Source organism: Microbacterium sp. NPDC089321 (assembly GCF_040684935.1).
Lineage (GTDB): Bacteria > Actinomycetota > Actinomycetes > Actinomycetales > Microbacteriaceae > Microbacterium.
The window spans coordinates 903,973-921,249 of the sequence record NZ_JBFBGX010000002.1; the positions used below are offsets into that span (position 1 = coordinate 903,973).

Consider the following 17,277-nt stretch of genomic DNA (forward strand, 5'->3'; position numbering starts at 1 on the left):
TCAGATCGCGAATCCGAGCGCGCGCATCATGTCGCGCCCGTCGTCGGTGATGCGCTCAGGACCCCACGGCGGCATCCACACCCAGTTGATGCGGAACTGGTCGACGACCGAGTCCAGCGCCTGCGCGGTCTGCTCCTCGAGCACGTCGGTGAGCGGGCATCCGGCGCTGGTCAGCGTCATGTGGATGACAAGCGCGTCGTTCTCGTCGTCCCACGAGAGGTCGTAGATCAAGCCGAGGTCGACGACATTGATCCCGAGCTCGGGATCCATGACGTCCTTCAGAGCCTCGGTGACCTCGTCGTGCTTCTCAGGAGTGAGCGTCGCGGTCATGCTCTCAGCCTACGCTTCGATGGGCTCTGAAGGGTCGAGGAAGCGGTCGTAGCCCTCCTCCTCGAGGCGGTCGGCCAGCTCGGGCCCGCCCTCTTCGACGATCTTGCCCTTGACGACCACGTGCACGAAGTCGGGACGGATGTAGCGCAGGATGCGGGTGTAGTGCGTGATGAGCAGCACACCGAGGTCGGTCGCCTCCTTGGCGCGGTTCACGCCCTCCGAGACGATCTTCAGCGCGTCGACGTCGAGGCCGGAGTCGGTCTCGTCGAGCACGGCGAGCTTGGGCTTGAGCACCTCGAGCTGCATGATCTCGTGACGCTTCTTCTCGCCGCCCGAGAAGCCCTCGTTGACGTTGCGCTGCGCGAACTTCGGGTCCATGCGCAGGTTCGACATGGCCTCCTTGACGTCCTTCGTCCACTGGCGGATCGAGGGCGCCTCGCCGTCGATCGCGGTCTTCGCGGTGCGGAGGAAGTTGGTCACGGTGACACCGGGGATCTCGACCGGGTACTGCATGGCGAGGAACAGGCCGGCGCGGGCGCGCTCGTCGACGCTCATCTCGAGCACGTCCTCACCGTCGAAGGTGATGGTGCCCTGGGTGACGGTGTACTTGGGGTGACCGGCGATCGTGTAGGCGAGCGTCGACTTGCCCGAGCCGTTCGGGCCCATGATGGCGTGCGTCTCACCGGTCTTGATGGTGAGGTCGATCCCGTTGAGGATCGGGGTCTCGCCCTGGTCGGTCTCGACCGTTACGTGCAGGTCGCGGATCTCGAGCACAGACATTCAGACTTCCTTAGTGACAGTGGGGTCGATGAGCACGTCATCGCCGTCGATCTCGACGACGAACACCGGGACGGGCTCGTAAGCGGGGAGGTTGAGGGGGTGACCGGTCTCGAGCGAGAACGCCGAGCCGTGGGCCCAGCACTCCAGCGTCTTGCCTTCCACGAAGCCCTCGGAGAGCGAGATGTCGCCGTGGGTGCAGCGGTCGCCGATCGCGTGGATCTGGTCGTCGCCGTCCTTCACGATCGAGATCGCGACGCCGTCGAGCTCGACGCGCAGCGGCGTGTCCTGCTCGAGCTCGCTGACGCTGCAGGCGCGCTGTGCGCTCACTTGGTCACCGCCTCGAGCTCGGCCTCGAGGGCGGCGATCAGCTCGTCCTGCAGCGACGGGATGCCGATGCGCTGCACGACCTCGGTGAGGAAGCCGAACACGACGAGGCGACGCGCCTCCTCCTCGGAGATGCCGCGTGCCTGCAGGTAGAACAGCTGCTCGTCGTCGAAGCGTCCCGTGGCGCTCGCGTGACCGGCACCGGCGATGTCGCCGGTCTGGATCTCGAGGTTCGGGATCGAGTCGGCGCGGGCGCCCTCGGTGAGCACGAGGTTGCGGTTCGCCTCGTACGAGTCGGTGCCGGTCGCATCCGGTCCGATCAGCACGTCGCCGATCCACACGCTGTGCGCGCTCTCGCCGTGCAGCGCGCCCTTGTAGAGCACATCGCCGGTCGTGTGCGAGCCCTTGTGGTGCAGGTAGACCTGGCTCTCGAGGTGCTGACCCGAGTCCGCGAACGACAGACCGTACAGGTAGCCGTGCGAACCGGCGCCGGCGAGCTCGACGTTGGGGTTCACCCGGACGACGCCGCCGCCGAGGCTGACGACGATGTGGGTGAGCTCGGCATCGCGGTCGACGCGAGCCTGGTGGGCGGCGGCGTGCACCGCGTCGTCCTCCCAGCGCTGCACCGTCACGAGCTTCAGCTTCGCGCCGTCGCGGACGATGATCTCGACGTTCTGCGCGTACTCGGCCGTGCCGCTGTGCTGCAGCACGACGGTCGCGACGCTGTGGCGTCCCGCCTCGATCACGAGATGCGCATCGGCTCGACCGCCGGTGCCGTCGATCGTGACGACGATCGGCTCTGCGACCTCTTCATCGGCGGGGATGCTCAAGTGCAGCGCCTCGGCGGCACCCTGCCATGCGACGGCCGAGACGACGTCCTCGGGGACGAAGAACTCGCCGCGAGGAGCCGTGCCGTGCGCGAGCGGCGTGCTGAGGTACCGCTCGTCGCTGAAGGCGTAGGTGACGCCCTCGCTCGCGCCGGCCGTCTCGAGGAGCGGCTTCAGCTGAGCGATGGGCGTGTGCTTCCAGTTGACCTCGCGGCCCGTGGGGGCGCCGAAGTCCTGGGGGTCGAACGACCGGGGGCGCTCGGAGCGGGTCTGCACCGGCACGAAGCCGGCGTCCGCGACCTGCGCGGCAGGGTCGATGTGCGCGTTCGTCTGCGGCGCCAGCTCGGGCGCCTGTGTGGGGGCCGTCATCAGCCGACCGATCCTTCCATGCCCATCTCGATGAGCTTGTTCAGTTCCATCGCGTACTCCATGGGCAGCTCGCGGGCGATGGGCTCGATGAACCCGCGCACGATCATCGCCATGGCCTCGGTCTCCTCGATGCCGCGGGACTGCAGGTAGAAGAGCTGCTCCTCGCTGACCTTCGAGACCGTGGCCTCGTGACCGAGCTGCACGTCGTCGACGCGGATGTCGATGGCCGGGTACGTGTCCGAGCGCGACTGCGTGTCGACCAGCAGAGCGTCGCAGACCACGGAGTTGGCGGAGTGGTGCGCCGCCGCGTCGACGCGGACCTCGCCGCGGTAGCCCGCGCGACCGCCGCCGCGGGCGATCGACTTCGAGACGATCGACGACTGCGTGTACGGCGCCATGTGCACCATCTTCGCGCCCGCGTCCTGGTGCTGGCCGGGGCCGGCGAAGGCGACCGAGAGGGTCTCGCCCTTGGCGCGCTCGCCCATCAGGTAGATCGACGGGTACTTCATGGTCACCTTGGAGCCGATGTTGCCGTCGACCCACTCCATGGTGGCGCCCTCGTGGGCGACAGCCCGCTTGGTGACGAGGTTGTAGACGTTGCTCGACCAGTTCTGGATCGTGGTGTAGCGAACGCGGGCGTTCTTCTTCACGATGATCTCCACGACGGCCGAGTGCAGCGAGTCCGACTTGTAGATCGGCGCGGTGCAGCCCTCGATGTAGTGCACGTAGCTGTCTTCGTCGGCGATGATCAGCGTCCGCTCGAACTGACCCATGTTCTCGGTGTTGATGCGGAAGTACGCCTGCAGCGGGATCTCGACGTGAACGCCCTTGGGCACGTACACGAACGACCCGCCCGACCACACCGCGGTGTTCAGCGCTGCGAACTTGTTGTCGCCCGACGGGATGACGGTGCCGAAGTACTCCTCGAAGAACTCGGGGTGCTCGCGCAGCGCGGTGTCGGTGTCCATGAAGATGACGCCCTGCTCCTCCAGATCCTCGCGGATCTGGTGGTAGACGACCTCGGACTCGTACTGGGCCGCGACGCCGGCCACGAGACGCTGACGCTCGGCCTCGGGGATGCCGAGTCGCTCGTAGGTGTTCTTGATGTCGTCGGGCAGGTCTTCCCAGCTCTGCGCCTGCTTCTCGGTGGAGCGCACGAAGTACTTGATGTTGTCGAAGTCGATCTCGCTGAGGTCGGCGCCCCAGGTGGGCATCGGCTTGCGGTCGAAGAGCGACAGCCCCTTGAGGCGGGTCTTCAGCATCCACTCCGGCTCGCTCTTGAGAGCCGAGATGTCGCGCACGACATCTTCGGAGAGACCGCGACGCGCGCTGGCTCCGGCGGCATCCGCGTCGTGCCAGCCGAACTCGTACACCCCCAGCCCTTCGAGTTCCGGGCGGTCGATCAGCACATCCGACATGACACACTCTCCTCAACACGGGCCCAGACGGTGTCATCCGCCCCGGCACACCGGTTCCCCGTCGAGTCTTCAGGGAATGGATGCCGCTGATGGGCCCTCATCTTCGGCGCAGGACTCGCGCCTAAACTGTCGGTGAGGGATTTCGCGCCGAGCGCGGCCCCTCACCACAATCCCGATTCTACAGGTTCCGCCTCGCGCGCGGGCCGCGCCCGCCTGTCGATTCCGCGAACCGGAGGCACCATGAACCACACCGCCGCCCCGGATATGATCCCGGGTCGCCCCACCCGCAGCGACCGCTTCGGGTGGCTCCCGACGACGATCGACCGGCGACTGAGGGTCTTCGCCTGGCTGTCGTTCCTCGCCGAGGTCATCATCATCGGCACCGGCGGCGCCGTGCGCCTGACCGGGTCCGGCCTCGGATGCTCCGAGTGGCCGCTCTGCACGCCCGAGTCGCTCGTGCCGATCCTCGAGGTGCAGGGCCTGCACGGCGCGATCGAGTTCGGGAACCGGGTCATGACCGCGGTCGTCGGGCTGCTGGCGCTCGCGGTGCTCATGATCACGCTGCATGTCATCAGCGGCCGACGCCTGGTGGTGCGGGCTCTCTGGTTCGCCCTCGGCGGCATCGTGCTCGGCGTGCTGGTCTACACGGTCACAGCCGTCATCGGCATACCGGGCGCCGACGACCGGACGACCGCGGTGATCGCCGCCGCCTTCATGTCGGCGGCCCTGCTGCTCGCCGTGCTCGCCGGCGCCACCGATTCGCTGCGTCAGCCGACGCCCCGCAAGGATCTCGCTGTGCTCGCCTGGGTCGTGCTGGTCGGTGTGATGGCTCAGGCCGTGGTGGGTGGCTTCGCGGTGATCAGCAACCTCAACGCCTTCGTCGTCGGCTTCCACTACGCGGTCTCGCTGACCCTGGTGTGCGTCACCGCCCTGTTCCTCGTGCGCCTCGGCACACCTCAGGCGCCGCATGCGCCGGCGGTGCCGAGATGGTTCTCCGTGCTCACGCATGTCACGGGCCTGGCTCTCGCAGCCACCATCGTCTTCGGTGTGCTGACGACCGGATCCGGCCCGCACTCGGGTGACGAGGCGATCACGCGTCAGGGCTTCGACGCCACCGTGCTCGCTCACGTGCACTCCTGGCCCGGATACATCCTCGCCGCCCTGGTCCTGACTCTGCTCGTGGCCGCCTGGGCGATGCGTCTGCAGCCGCGCACGTGGCTGCTCGTGCTGACCGCGGCCATCGCCGTCCAGGTGGGCGTCGGCGTGCTGCAGGCCCGCACCGGGCTGCCGCCCCTGCTCGTCGGCGTGCACATGGTGCTCGCAGCCCTCTCCGCCGCGACCTACGTGGTCGTCGTCACGAAGCTGAAGAAGCCGGTCGCCTAGGGTCCTGCCTCACCTCACATGACAGTGGCCCCGCCGGATCGGCGGGGCCACTGTCATGAAGTCCGATGATCAGAAGGGCAGGAGCGGGTCGACCGCGACGGCGAGGAAGATCAGCGTCAGATAGGTGATCGATGCGTGGAACACGCGCATCGGGCGGGCCTCGCCGCCGTGCACGGCGCGGTTGTACAGGCGGTGCGATTCGTAGATGAACCAGCCGCCGAAGACGAGTGCCGAGACGGTGTACACGAGACCCATCTGAGCGACCGGAACGAGCAGCAGCGAGCAGGCGACGGTCGCCCACGCGTAGAGGATGACCTGCAGACCGACCTGCGAGGCGGAGCGCGTCACCCCGAGCATCGGCACGTCGACGTCGTCGTAGTCGTCCTTGTACTTCATCGACAGCGGCCAGTAGTGCGGGGGCGTCCACAGGAACACGAGCACGAACAGCACGAAGGGCGGCCAGTCGAGCGATCCGGTGACTGCGGTCCAGCCGATGAGCACGGGGAAGCATCCGGCGATGCCGCCCCACACGATGTTCTGCTCTGTACGTCGCTTGAGGATCATCGTGTAGATCACGACGTAGAAGAAGATGGCGACGACGGAGAGCGTCGCAGCGAGCCAGTTGGTGGTGAGCAGAAGCCAGACGGTGGATGCCACGGCGAGCACCCACGAGAAGACCAGGGCGCCCCGCGGCGAGACCTCGCCCGTGACGAGGGGGCGGTTCTCGGTGCGCTTCATGTGCACGTCGATGTCCCGGTCGAGGTACATGTTGAACGACGCCGCGGATGAGGCGCTCATCGCACCGCCGATCACCGTCGCGATGACGAGCCAGATGTCAGGCATCCCACCTTCGGCGAGGAACATCACCGGCACGGTGGAGACGAGCAGCAGCTCCAGCACACGCGGCTTGGTGAGGGCGATGTAGCCGCGGATCCTCTGACCGAGCGAGTGATGAGTCGCGGCGGTCTGCGATGTCGTCGAGATCGCGATCCCCTCCTTATGCGTGCATGGCGGACGTCCTCCCAGTCTATGCCACTGGGCGTGTCGCGCCGGGTGGCACGCGACTTCGCGGGCGGGCCGCTGTCCCACGGGCGGGAAAGCGATTTCCTGCCCACTGCCACCACGCGCAACACACGCCGAGCGACGGAGGGCACCCCGCTATGCTGAAACCCACTCGCGCACCCGCAGCTGTGCAGTTCCACTCCGTGAAGACGCGGAAGGCGCAGGAATACGGGAGCCTCCGCAAGCGTCTGAAGGAGTATGGCCGTGGCAGAACTTCACTGGGATGAGATCGACCGACGTGCGGTGGACACCGCCCGAGTGCTCGCGGCGGATGCCGTCGAGAAGGTCGGCAACGGTCACCCCGGAACGGCGATGAGTCTCGCCCCTGCCGCGTACCTGCTCTACCAGCGCGTCATGCGTCACGATCCCGCCGACACCGACTGGCTCGGCCGCGACCGTTTCATCCTCTCGGTCGGCCACTCGTCGCTCACCCAGTACGTGCAGCTCTACCTCGGCGGCTTCGGGCTCGAGCTCGAAGACCTGCAGTCGCTGCGCACCTGGGGTTCGAAGACCCCTGGGCACCCCGAGTACGGACACACCAAGGGCGTCGAGATCACCACCGGCCCGCTCGGCCAGGGTCTCGCCTCGGCCGTCGGCTTCGCCTACGCCGCCCGATACGAGCGCGGTCTGTTCGACCCGGATGCCGCCCCCGGCACCAGCCCGTTCGACCACTTCGTCTACGTGATCGCAGGAGACGGCGACCTCCAGGAGGGCGTCACCAGCGAAGCGTCGTCGCTCGCCGGGCACCAGCAGCTCGGCAACCTCATCGCCATCTACGACTCCAACCAGATCTCCATCGAGGACGACACCGACGTCGCGTTCACCGAGGATGTCGCCGCGCGCTACGAGGCGTACGGCTGGCACGTCCAGACCGTCGACTGGAAGAAGACCGGCGAGTACGTCGAAGACGTGGCGGAGCTGCACGCCGCGATCGCCGCCGCGCAGGGCGAGCAGGCGAAGCCGTCGCTGATCATCCTGAGGACCATCATCGGCTGGCCGTCGCCCGGCAAGCAGAACACGGGCAAGATCCACGGCTCCGCGCTCGGCGCCGACGAGCTCGCCGCCACCAAGAAGGTGCTGGGGTTCGACCCCGAGCAGCACTTCGTCGTCGCCGACGACATCATCGAGCACACCCGCAAGCTCGGTGAGCGCGCCGCGGAGGCGCGTGCCGAGTGGCAGAAGTCGTTCGACGCGTGGGCCGACGCGAACCCCGAGCGCAAGTCGCTGCTCGACCGCCTCGAGGCGCACGAGCTGCCCGAGGGCATCGCCGACGCACTGCCGGTCTTCGAAGCGGGCAAGGACGTCTCGACCCGTGCGGCCTCCGGCCAGGTCATCAACGCCCTCGCTGCCGAGCTTCCCGAGCTCTGGGGCGGCTCCGCCGACCTCGCAGAGTCGAACCTCACCACCATCAAGGACGCGCCGTCGTTCCTCCCGGTCGAGTGGTCGACGCACGAGTGGAAGGGCACCCCCTACGGTCGCGTGCTGCATTTCGGCATCCGCGAGCACGCGATGGGCGCGATCGTGAACGGCATCGTCCTGCACGGTCCGACCCGGGCCTTCGGCGGAACGTTCCTCATCTTCAGCGACTACATGCGCCCCGCGGTGCGTCTGGCAGCGCTCATGAACGTGCCGAGCATCTTCGTCTGGACCCACGACTCCGTGGCTCTCGGCGAGGACGGCCCGACCCACCAGCCGATCGAGCAGCTCGCGTCGCTGCGCCTCATCCCCAACTTCACCGTCGTGCGCCCCGCCGATGCCAACGAGACCGCTGCCGCGTGGCTCGAGCTGCTGCGCCGCCACGGCGGCCCCGCCGGCATCGCGCTGACACGTCAGAACATCGCGGTGTTCGAGCGCGGCGACGGAGAGGCATCCGGCGACACCTTCGCCTCCGCCGCCCACACCGCCAAGGGCGCGTACGTGCTCGCCGAGGCGCCGGGCGGGACGCCCGACGTGATCCTCATCGCCACCGGCTCCGAGGTGCAGCTCGCTGTCGACGCCCGCGAGACGCTGGCAGCCGAAGGGGTGAACGCCCGCGTGGTGTCCGCACCGTCGCTGGAATGGTTCGCCGAGCAGGACGAGGCGTACCGGGAGTCGGTGCTGCCGGCATCCGTCACCGCTCGCGTGTCGGTCGAGGCCGGATCCGTCGTCAGCTGGCGCGGAATCGTCGGCGACCGCGGCCGCTCCGTCGGCATCGACCACTTCGGCGCGTCGGCCGACTACAAGACCCTGTTCGAGAAGTTCGGCGTCACCGCCGAGGCCGTCGTGGACGCCGCCCGCGAGACCATCGCCGCATCAGCGCGCTGAACGACGCAGAAAGAGAACGAGACATCATGAGCACCCCCACCGAGAACCTCGCACAGGCCGGCGTCAGCATCTGGCTCGACGACCTGTCCCGCACCCGGATCAGCACCGGCAACCTGCAGCAGCTGATCGAGAGCCGCAACGTCGTCGGCGTCACGACCAACCCGACCATCTTCGCGACGGCCCTGATGGACCAGAACGACACCTCGTACGACGCGCAGACCCACGAGCTCGCCGTGGCCGGCGCCTCGGCGGAGGACGCCGTGTTCGCCGCCACCACACAGGACGTCGCCGCCGCGCTCGACATCTTCCGCCCCGTGTGGGAGAAGACGAACCACGTCGACGGCCGTGTATCGATCGAGGTCTCCCCCGACCTGGCGCACGACACCGAGGGAACCGTCGCCCAGGCCAAGCAGCTGTGGGAGAAGATCGACCGCCCGAACCTCCTGGTCAAGATCCCCGCGACCAAGGCCGGCCTTCCCGCCATCACCGAGGCGATCGCCGCGGGCATCAGCGTGAACGTCACCCTGATCTTCAGCCTCGAGCGCTACAACGACGTCATCGACGCCTACCTCGCGGGTCTCGAGGGCGCCAAGGAAGCGGGAATCGACCTGTCGACGATCCACTCGGTCGCGTCGTTCTTCGTGTCGCGCGTCGACACCGAGACCGACAAGCGACTGGTCGAGATCGGCACCGACGAGGCCCTGGCGCTCAAGAGCAAGGCCGGACTCGCCAACGCACGCCTCGCCTACGAGCTCTTCGAGAAGAAGTTCGCAGAGAAGCGCGCGCAGGACCTCGTCGCCGCGGGCGCCAACCTGCAGCGCCCGCTCTGGGCATCCACCGGCGTCAAGGACCCGAACCTGCCCGACACGCTCTACGTCACCCAGCTCGTCGCCCCCGGCGTCGTCAACACGATGCCCGAGAAGACGCTCGACGCCACGTTCGACCACGGCGAGGTCACCGGTGACACGATCACCTCGACCTACGCCGAGTCGCACGAGGTCTTCGCCGGTCTCAAGGCCGTCGGCGTCGACTTCGACGACGTCACCCAGGTGCTCGAAGACGAGGGAGTCGCCAAGTTCATCGACTCCTGGCACGGTCTGCTCACTCAGGTCGCAGAGGGCCTGGAAGCCGCACGATGACCGTCTCGGTGCACGTGTCGCACGCGGCGCAGCCCGCCGTCGACGAGGTGGTCGCGACGCTGGTCGACGACCTCGTCGCCTCACGTGTCACCGCAGCGGACAGCGACCTCTGGGGTCCGGATGCCGCGGCCGAAGCGGCCGTGAGGCTCGGCTGGGTCGAGGCCGTCTCGAACTCGCGCCCGCTCGTCGCGGAGATCGTCGCGCTGCGCGACGATCTCCGCGCACGCGGAGTCGACCGCATCGTCCTCGCGGGCATGGGCGGATCCTCGCTCGCCCCCGAGGTCATCGCCAACACTGCGGGCGTGCCGCTGACGATCCTCGACAGCACCGCGCCCGCGCAGGTGCTGCGCGCGATCGACGACGACCTCTCGCGCACGGCGCTCGTCGTCTCGTCGAAGTCCGGATCGACGATCGAGACCGACTCTCAGCGTCGCGCGTTCGAGGCCGCGTTCAGCGACCTGGGGATCGACCCGGCAGAGCGCATCATCGTCGTCACCGACCCCGGCTCGCCGCTGGACTCCTCGGCGCGGGATGCCGGATACAGGGTCTTCACGGCCGACCCGAACGTCGGCGGACGGTACTCCGCGCTGACCGCCTTCGGGCTGGTGCCCGCGGGGCTCGCGGGCGCCGACATCGGCGAGCTGCTCGACGAGGCAGAGGCCTCACTGCTGCAGTTCGCCGTGGACTCCCCCGGCAATCCAGCGCTGCGGCTGGCGGCGGCGATCGTCGGCACCGCCCCCCGACGCGACAAGCTCGGCCTGATCAGTGACGGCACCCACATCGAGGGACTGCCCGACTGGATCGAGCAGCTCATCGCGGAGTCCACGGGCAAGGCCGGCACGGGCATCCTCCCCGTCGTCCTGCTGCCCGTCTCCCCCGAACTCGACGCCCGCCCGGCCGACCTGCAGATCGTGCGTCTCGTCGACGACGCCGACGAGCTCCACCTGCGTCACCAGGGCGACATCCTCGTCAGCGGAACCCTCGGAGCGCAGTTCCTGCTCTGGGAGTACGCGACGGCGATCGTCGGCCACCTCCTGGGGATCAACCCGTTCGATCAGCCCGACGTCGAGGCCGCGAAGACCGCCGCGCGTGGCCTCCTCGACGCCAGACCCGAGGTCTCCGCGCCGGCCTTCACCGAGGCGGGCATCGAGGTGCGGGCATCCGACCCCGCCCTTCTCGCCGCCGGCACTCTCGCCGGCGTTCTCGATGCGCTCTGGGCACGCCTCGGAGCCGACGGCTACGTCGCGATCCAGGCCTACGTCGACCGCACCGGCATGCCCCAGCTGCAGGGGCTGCGAGAGATGGTGGCGGCCGACTCGGGCCGACCGACGACCTTCGGATGGGGCCCGCGCTTCCTGCACTCGACCGGCCAGTATCATAAGGGCGGACCCGCGCAGGGCGTGTACCTCCAGATCACCGAGCGCACCGACGTCGATCTCGAGGTACCCGGACGCCCGTTCACCTTCGGGCAGCTGATCGAGGCGCAGGCCGCGGGCGACGCGGCCGTGCTCTCGGGCCTGGGCCGTCCCGTCGTCACCCTGACCATCACAGATGCCGTGGATGACGTGCTGGCGCTCTTCGAAGCCGCCCAGTGACATCACCCGCACCACTTGGAGAAATCCCCCACCGATGACTGCCCCCGTCTCCCGCGGACACAATCCCCTCCGCGATCCCGATGATCGCCGTCTGAACCGCATCGCAGGGCCGAGCGCCCTGGTGATCTTCGGAGTGACCGGCGACCTGTCCCGCAAGAAGCTGATGCCCGCGGTCTACGACCTCGCCAATCGCGGCCTGCTGCCCCCTGGATTCGCTCTCGTCGGGTTCGCCAGGCGGGAATGGGAGGACCAGGACTTCGCGAAGGTCGTCTACGACGCCGTTCGCGAGCACTCCCGGACCGAGTTCCGCGAGGAGACGTGGCAGCAGCTGGTGCAGGGCATCCGCTTCGTCCAGGGCACCTTCGACGACGCCGACTCCTTCGCGCGCCTGCGCGAGACCGTCGAGACACTCGACGTCGAACGCGGCACCATGGGGAACCACGCCTTCTACCTGTCGATCCCTCCGAAGGACTTCCCCACGGTGGCGCGACAGCTGAAGGAGTCGGGCCTGGTCGGCGAGCACAGCGACGACGACAGCTGCTGGCGGCGCGTGGTGATCGAGAAGCCGTTCGGCGACGACCTCGAGTCAGCTCGGGCGCTGAACAGCGCGCTCGAGGTGGCCTTCCCCGCCGACTCGATCTTCCGCATCGACCACTACCTCGGCAAGGAGACGGTGCAGAACATCCTCGCGCTGCGCTTCGCCAACGAGCTGTACGAGCCGATCTGGAACCGCAACCACATCGACCACGTGCAGATCACCATGGCCGAGGACATCGGCGTGGGCGGTCGCGCGGGGTACTACGACGGCATCGGTGCGGCGCGCGACGTCATCCAGAACCATCTGCTGCAGCTTCTCGCCCTGACCGCGATGGAGGAGCCGATCAGTCTGTCGGCCGAGCACCTGCGCGCAGAGAAGGAGAAGGTGCTCGCAGCCGTGCAGCTGCCCGACGACCTCTCGCTCGCCGCAGCGCGCGGCCAGTACGCCGGCGGATGGCAGGGCGGCGAGAAGGTGAACGGCTTCCTCGAAGAGGAGGGTATGAACCCGGAGTCGACCACCGAGACGTACGCGGCGCTCAAGCTCGAGATCGCCACTCGCCGCTGGGCCGGCGTTCCGTTCTACCTGCGCACGGGCAAGCGCCTCGGACGCCGCGTCACCGAGATCGCCGTCGTGTTCAAGCGCGCCCCGCAGCACCTCATGGGCCGCTCGTCCGAGCTCGGCCAGAACGCCCTGGTCATCCGCGTGCAGCCGAACGAGGGCGTCACCATCCGGTTCGGCTCGAAGGTTCCCGGTGCAGGAGCCGAGGTGCGCGATGTGACCATGGACTTCGGCTACGGCCACGCGTTCACCGAGGCGAGCCCCGAGGCGTACGAACGGCTCATCCTCGACGTTCTGCTGGGCGACCCACCGCTGTTCCCTCGTCATGAGGAGGTCGAGCTGTCGTGGAAGATCCTCGATCCCATCGAGGAGTACTGGGCATCGCTCGACTCGCAGCCCGAGCAGTATGCACCAGGGTCGTGGGGGCCGGCGTCGGCCGATGACCTCCTCGCCCGCGACGGACGAGTCTGGAGACGCCCGTGATCATCGACATCCCCGACACGACAGTCAGTCAGGTCGCCAAGCAGCTCGTCAAGGTGCGTGAAGAGGGCGGCGCCGTCGCCCTGGGTCGCGTTCTGACGCTCATCATCGCGGCCCGCAACGGCGTCGCTGAAGAGGCCATCGAGGCGGCCAACGACGCATCGCGCGAGCACCCGATGCGCGTGATCGTGCTGACGCTGGGCGACGGCGACGCTCGTCTCGACGCGCAGATCCGCGTCGGCGGCGACGCCGGTGCGAGCGAGGTCGTCGTGCTGCGCGCCTATGGAGACGCCGCGAGCAACGCCGAGAGCCTGGTGACCGGTCTTCTGCTTCCCGATGCCCCTGTCGTCGCGTGGTGGCCGGATGAGGCGCCCCTCGACGCCGCCGACTCCCCGCTGGGCCGGATCGCGCAGCGCCGCATCACGGATGCCGCGACGTCGCCCGACGTGCGCGACAGGCTCACTCTGCTCGGCAGCACGCACGCGCCGGGCGACACCGATCTCGCCTGGACGCGCCTCACGCACTGGCGTGAGCAGCTCGCCGCCGTACTCGATCAGCCGCCGTTCGAGAGTGTGACTGCTGCCGAGGTCAGGGGCGCGGCGGCATCGCCGTCGACCGCGCTGCTGGCCGCCTGGTTGCAGATGGCCCTCGACGTGCCGGTGACCTGGTCGTACGAGAACCCTGACGACTGGCAGGAGGGCATCAAGTCGGTGCGGCTGACGCGCGAGAGCGGCGACATCCTGCTCGAGCGCCCATCGCCGAGCATCGCCGTGCTGACGCAGCCGGGCCAGCCCGATCACGAGCTGCACCTGCCGCGGCGGACTCTGCGTGAGTGCCTCGCCGAGGAGCTGCGCCGCCTCGACGCCGATCTGCTCTATGGTCGAGTCATCACCGAGGGCTGGTCGCACCTCGGCCCGCCAGAGCAGAGAGCGTGATCGGATGAAGGTGCAGGGGACGATGAAGTCCGTCGTGGTCGAAGAGACTCCCGAGGCCCTCGCGGCGCGCGTGGCCGACCGCTTCCTCACCCGGCTTCAAGCCCGCACCCGCAACGGGCGGCTGGCCCATGTCTGTCTGACGGGCGGGTCGATGGGCGGCAAGGTGCTCGCGGCGACCGCTCGCGATGCCCGCGCAGCCGATCTCGACTGGTCGCTCGTGCACTTCTGGTGGGGCGACGAGCGCTTCGTCGAGCGCGACGATCCAGACCGCAATTCGCTGCAGTCGCGCACGGCGCTGCTCGATCACATCCCCGTGCCCGCCGAGAACATCCACGAGGTGGCTGCGCCGAGCGACGGCGTGACTCTCGACGAGGCCGCCGCGGCGTACGCCGCCGATCTGGCACGGTTCTCGAGCGATCATGGCGAATGGCCGTCGTTCGCGGTCTGCTTCCTCGGTGTCGGGCCCGACGGGCACGTCGCATCGCTGTTCCCCGACCGTCCAGAGGTGACCGTCACCGACGTTGCCGCACTGCCCGTGCGCAACTCCCCCAAGCCGCCGCCCGAGCGCGTCACACTGACCCGCCCGGTGCTCAACTCGTCGAAGCGCGTCTGGCTGGTGCTGACGGGCGCAGACAAGGCATCCGCCCTCGGACTCGCTCTCGCCGGAGCCAGCTACGCGAGCGTCCCCGCTGCAGGAGCGAAGGGCCGTCGTCGAACGGTCTTCTTCGTCGACGAGGCCGCGGCATCCGAGGTCTCGCCCGAGCTCATCGACCGGGACTACTGAGCAGAACCCGGCTCGCTGCCGCGGCGGATGCCGAGCTCCTGGCTGTCGCTGAGCACCTGCGGGTGGTAGCGCGCGAGCCCGAACACTCCCCAGATGGCGATCGCGCCGGCAACGGCGAAGAGGACGAGCACCCACACGGGCGCCGCCGCCGCCTCGCCGAGGACCAGAGCGCCGATGAGCACGGCGACGATCGGATCGACGACGGTCAGTCCGGCGATCACCAGATCGGGCGGTCCCGAGCTGTATGCCGTCTGCACGAAGTAGGCGCCCACCGCGGCGGCCGCGATGAGGGCGATCACGCACACCACGGTGAGCCACTCGAAGTCGCCCGCCTGGATGCGGCTGATGACCGCCTTCGCGAGCGTGGCGACGAAGCCGTACAGGATGCCGGCTCCCGTGACGTAGAACAGCGCGCGCATGTGACGCCGGAGGATGAGCCAGCAGGCGCCGAGCACGATGATCACGACCAGCAGGATCGTCAGGATCATGAACAGGTCGTCGTTGCTGATCGGGCGCTCCGTCGCATAGAGCGCGGCGAGGATCACGAACAGGAAGATGCCGCCCAGGCACGCGCCGATCGCGATCAGAGACTGCCTGGTCGGGGTGTGCCCTGAGATGCGGGCGTTGAGCAGGGTCGTGACCACCAGGGCGATCGCGCCGAGCGGCTGCACGACGATCAGCGGAGCGATGGCGATCGCGCTCAGCTGGCACGCGATGGCGAGCCCCAGCATGATCGTTCCGATGATCCACGAGGGGCGGGTGAGCAGGGCCCTGATCTGAGCGCCGCTGAGCCCGGTCGCGCCTCCGGTGCCGCTCAGCCGCTCCACCTTCTCGACTCCGCGATGCTGGTACTGGGCACCGAGCGACATGAAGACGGCGCCGGCAAGCGCGAGCGGGATCCCGAGCAGCAGAGCCGGGTTCTGGAAGACTCCGACCAGCTGATCGCTGACGTTCGCTGCGAACTCCACCCCATGATGCACCGTCTCACCCTACCTGGCACCGTGCTCCCATTAGGGTTGTGGCGTGGCTGTTCTTCCGATCCGCATCATGGGCGACCCTGTTCTGCACGCGCGAGCGAGCGAGGTCGACGAGGTGACCGACGAGATCCGCACCCTCGTCGCCGATATGTACGAGACCATGGACGTCGCGCCCGGGGTCGGTCTCGCCGCACCTCAGGTCGGCGTGGGCCTTCGCATCTACGTGTACTCGTACGTCGATGACGATGACAACCCGTGGCGGGGAGAGATCATCAACCCCGTGCTCTGGATGGCCCCCATCGAGCCGGGGTCGCCGGATCCCGACGAGGAGTCGGAGGGCTGCCTGTCTTTCCCCGGCGAGCGATTCGCGCTGCGCCGATCGGACCGCGTCCTCGTCACCGGCACCGACCTCGAGGGGCGCGACGTGCGCATCGAGGTGGACGGCTGGCGCGCGCGCATCATGCAGCACGAGTTCGATCACCTCGACGGCATCCTGTACGTCGATCGACTCGACGACTCCGACTGGAAGACCGTTCAGAAGATCGCGCGCAAGCGCGGCTGGAACCGCGGCTCGCACAGCTGGATGCCCGGAGTCGACGACCTCGAGGGGTGACACGACTTGCCTCTCGCCCTCGGGCGTCAGTACGGTCTGAGAGACGGAACCCCGTCATCTCGCCCCCCTGCACTGGAGCGCTCCCGCATGTCATCTCGCTCGTCCCTTCGCCCCGTCGCCCTCGCGGCGTCGACCCTCGCGACTGCCGTGCTTCTCAGCGGCTGCAGCATCCCCGCCAACGTCTTCAGCGGCGACGCTGAGCGCAATGAGAAGGGCGCCGTCACCGCCGATTCGAAGATCGACATCTTCGAGTTGAAGGTGGGTGACTGCAAGCTCGCCGACGACGCGTCGAGCACCGAGCTCAGCGACACGAACGTGGTGCCCTGCGATGACCCGCACGACGAGGAGATCTTCTACGAGTTCGACCTTCCCGAGGGCGAGTTCCCCGCGGCCGATGTGGTGGAGAAGACCGTCTGGGAGACGTGCGATCCGCAGTTCGAGGCGTTCGTCGGTCTCAGCGAGGCGGACTCGACGCTGACCTACGCGTACTTCTCGCCCACCAAGGATGGCTGGGAGCAGCTCGACGACCGCACGATCCAGTGCGTGCTCTTCAGCGAGGAGGGCACTCCGCTCGAGGGGTCCGCCAAGGGCACCAAGATCTGACCCTCGCTGGCGCGCGTCCGTCGGGAATCACGGACGATCCGGTGTGTCGGAGCGGGAGCCCGCCCGACACGCCGGATGCCGGGCATCCGGTCCGATATCTCCGGCAGGCGCGCTCGGCAGCTCTGCGCGCATACGACGAAACCCCGCCACAGGGGCGGGGTTTCGAGGGGATTGGCTCCCCGGCTTGGACTCGAACCAAGAACCTGCCGGTTAACAGCCGGCTGCTCTGCCAATTGAGCTACCGAGGATCATTCGGTC

The 17,277-nt window shown here is 68.3% G+C and carries 16 protein-coding genes and 1 tRNA gene; 9 read left to right on the forward strand and 8 right to left on the reverse strand.

Annotated elements, in window-relative coordinates:
- Genes AB0N59_RS12385 through sufB form a run of 5 tightly spaced genes read right to left on the reverse strand, consistent with a single transcriptional unit; the run spans position 1 to position 4,048 of the window.
- Complete coding sequence (locus AB0N59_RS12385; protein WP_182253337.1) at positions 1-330, reverse strand: metal-sulfur cluster assembly factor; 330 nt, start codon at positions 328-330, stop codon at positions 1-3.
- A gap of 9 nt (positions 331-339) precedes the next feature.
- Positions 340-1,110, reverse strand: coding sequence for a Fe-S cluster assembly ATPase SufC (gene sufC / locus AB0N59_RS12390; RefSeq protein WP_363483545.1), 771 nt, complete (start codon positions 1,108-1,110; stop codon positions 340-342).
- Entirely contained in the window at positions 1,111-1,437 is a 327-nt protein-coding gene (locus tag AB0N59_RS12395; protein ID WP_363483548.1) for a non-heme iron oxygenase ferredoxin subunit, read from the reverse strand.
- A complete protein-coding gene (gene sufD / locus AB0N59_RS12400; RefSeq protein WP_363483551.1) occupies positions 1,434-2,630 on the reverse strand; it encodes a Fe-S cluster assembly protein SufD in 1,197 nt (398 codons plus the stop codon). Before sufD ends, AB0N59_RS12395 begins: the two co-directional genes overlap by 4 nt.
- Positions 2,630-4,048 carry a Fe-S cluster assembly protein SufB gene (sufB, locus tag AB0N59_RS12405; RefSeq protein WP_363483554.1) on the reverse strand — a complete coding sequence of 473 codons (1,419 nt, stop codon included), beginning with the start codon at positions 4,046-4,048 and terminating at the stop codon, positions 2,630-2,632. Before sufB ends, sufD begins: the two co-directional genes overlap by 1 nt.
- A gap of 240 nt (positions 4,049-4,288) precedes the next feature.
- Here sufB and AB0N59_RS12410 point away from each other — a divergent pair, with 240 nt between their 5' ends.
- Positions 4,289-5,431 (forward strand): COX15/CtaA family protein, encoded by a 1,143-nt coding sequence (locus AB0N59_RS12410; RefSeq protein ID WP_363483557.1) that lies wholly within the window; start codon positions 4,289-4,291, stop codon positions 5,429-5,431.
- A 69-nt stretch (positions 5,432-5,500) separates the two neighbouring features.
- Here AB0N59_RS12410 and AB0N59_RS12415 read toward each other — a convergent pair whose 3' ends face one another.
- Positions 5,501-6,421: a heme o synthase gene (locus tag AB0N59_RS12415; protein ID WP_363484240.1), complete on the reverse strand. Its 921-nt coding sequence runs from the start codon at positions 6,419-6,421 to the stop codon at positions 5,501-5,503.
- 276 nt (positions 6,422-6,697) lie between these two features.
- On the opposite strand from AB0N59_RS12415, the gene tkt reads away from it, so the two are divergent.
- From tkt to pgl, 6 genes are read left to right on the forward strand one after another with little or no spacing between them, the layout of a single operon-like run.
- Positions 6,698-8,797: a transketolase gene (gene tkt / locus AB0N59_RS12420; RefSeq protein ID WP_363483560.1), complete on the forward strand. Its 2,100-nt coding sequence runs from the start codon at positions 6,698-6,700 to the stop codon at positions 8,795-8,797.
- A gap of 26 nt (positions 8,798-8,823) precedes the next feature.
- The gene (gene tal / locus AB0N59_RS12425; RefSeq protein ID WP_363483563.1) at positions 8,824-9,936 is read left to right on the forward strand and encodes a transaldolase; all 1,113 of its coding nucleotides are present in this window, start codon (positions 8,824-8,826) and stop codon (positions 9,934-9,936) included.
- Positions 9,933-11,531: a glucose-6-phosphate isomerase gene (locus AB0N59_RS12430; RefSeq protein ID WP_363483566.1), complete on the forward strand. Its 1,599-nt coding sequence runs from the start codon at positions 9,933-9,935 to the stop codon at positions 11,529-11,531. The genes tal and AB0N59_RS12430 overlap by 4 nt, the downstream gene beginning before the upstream one ends.
- A 34-nt stretch (positions 11,532-11,565) precedes the next feature.
- Positions 11,566-13,110, forward strand: coding sequence for a glucose-6-phosphate dehydrogenase (gene zwf, locus AB0N59_RS12435; RefSeq protein WP_363483569.1), 1,545 nt, complete (start codon positions 11,566-11,568; stop codon positions 13,108-13,110).
- Positions 13,107-14,042: a glucose-6-phosphate dehydrogenase assembly protein OpcA gene (locus AB0N59_RS12440; protein WP_363483572.1), complete on the forward strand. Its 936-nt coding sequence runs from the start codon at positions 13,107-13,109 to the stop codon at positions 14,040-14,042. Before zwf ends, AB0N59_RS12440 begins: the two co-directional genes overlap by 4 nt.
- Positions 14,043-14,046: 4 nt before the next feature.
- Positions 14,047-14,826 (forward strand): 6-phosphogluconolactonase, encoded by a 780-nt coding sequence (gene pgl / locus AB0N59_RS12445; protein ID WP_363483575.1) that lies wholly within the window; start codon positions 14,047-14,049, stop codon positions 14,824-14,826.
- On the opposite strand, the gene AB0N59_RS12450 is transcribed toward pgl, so the two are convergent.
- The gene (locus tag AB0N59_RS12450; protein ID WP_363483578.1) at positions 14,820-15,806 is read right to left on the reverse strand and encodes a DMT family transporter; all 987 of its coding nucleotides are present in this window, start codon (positions 15,804-15,806) and stop codon (positions 14,820-14,822) included. The genes pgl and AB0N59_RS12450 overlap by 7 nt on opposite strands.
- Before the next feature lie 43 nt (positions 15,807-15,849).
- Between AB0N59_RS12450 and def the strand changes: the two genes are divergently transcribed.
- Positions 15,850-16,416, forward strand: a complete 567-nt coding sequence (gene def, locus AB0N59_RS12455) for a peptide deformylase (protein ID WP_363483581.1) — start codon at positions 15,850-15,852, stop codon at positions 16,414-16,416.
- Between the two features lie 87 nt (positions 16,417-16,503).
- Entirely contained in the window at positions 16,504-17,019 is a 516-nt protein-coding gene (locus tag AB0N59_RS12460; protein ID WP_363483584.1) for a septum formation family protein, read from the forward strand.
- Between the two features lie 172 nt (positions 17,020-17,191).
- Here AB0N59_RS12460 and AB0N59_RS12465 read toward each other — a convergent pair.
- Positions 17,192-17,267 (reverse strand) — tRNA-Asn (locus AB0N59_RS12465).
- Positions 17,268-17,277: the final 10 nt, after the last annotated feature.

Bases quoted from the DNA above. Each gene is read 5' to 3' on its own strand.
- AB0N59_RS12385 (WP_182253337.1), bottom strand. From the start codon at position 330: ATGACCGCGACGCTCACTCCTGAGAAGCACGACGAGGTCACCGAGGCT.
- sufC (WP_363483545.1), bottom strand. From the start codon at position 1,110: ATGTCTGTGCTCGAGATCCGCGACCTGCACGTAACGGTCGAGACCGAC.
- sufD (WP_363483551.1), bottom strand. From the start codon at position 2,630: ATGACGGCCCCCACACAGGCGCCCGAGCTGGCGCCGCAGACGAACGCG.
- sufB (WP_363483554.1), bottom strand. From the start codon at position 4,048: ATGTCGGATGTGCTGATCGACCGCCCGGAACTCGAAGGGCTGGGGGTG.
- AB0N59_RS12410 (WP_363483557.1), top strand. From the start codon at position 4,289: ATGAACCACACCGCCGCCCCGGATATGATCCCGGGTCGCCCCACCCGC.
- tal (WP_363483563.1), top strand. From the start codon at position 8,824: ATGAGCACCCCCACCGAGAACCTCGCACAGGCCGGCGTCAGCATCTGG.
- AB0N59_RS12430 (WP_363483566.1), top strand. From the start codon at position 9,933: ATGACCGTCTCGGTGCACGTGTCGCACGCGGCGCAGCCCGCCGTCGAC.
- zwf (WP_363483569.1), top strand. From the start codon at position 11,566: ATGACTGCCCCCGTCTCCCGCGGACACAATCCCCTCCGCGATCCCGAT.
- pgl (WP_363483575.1), top strand. From the start codon at position 14,047: ATGAAGGTGCAGGGGACGATGAAGTCCGTCGTGGTCGAAGAGACTCCC.
- AB0N59_RS12460 (WP_363483584.1), top strand. From the start codon at position 16,504: ATGTCATCTCGCTCGTCCCTTCGCCCCGTCGCCCTCGCGGCGTCGACC.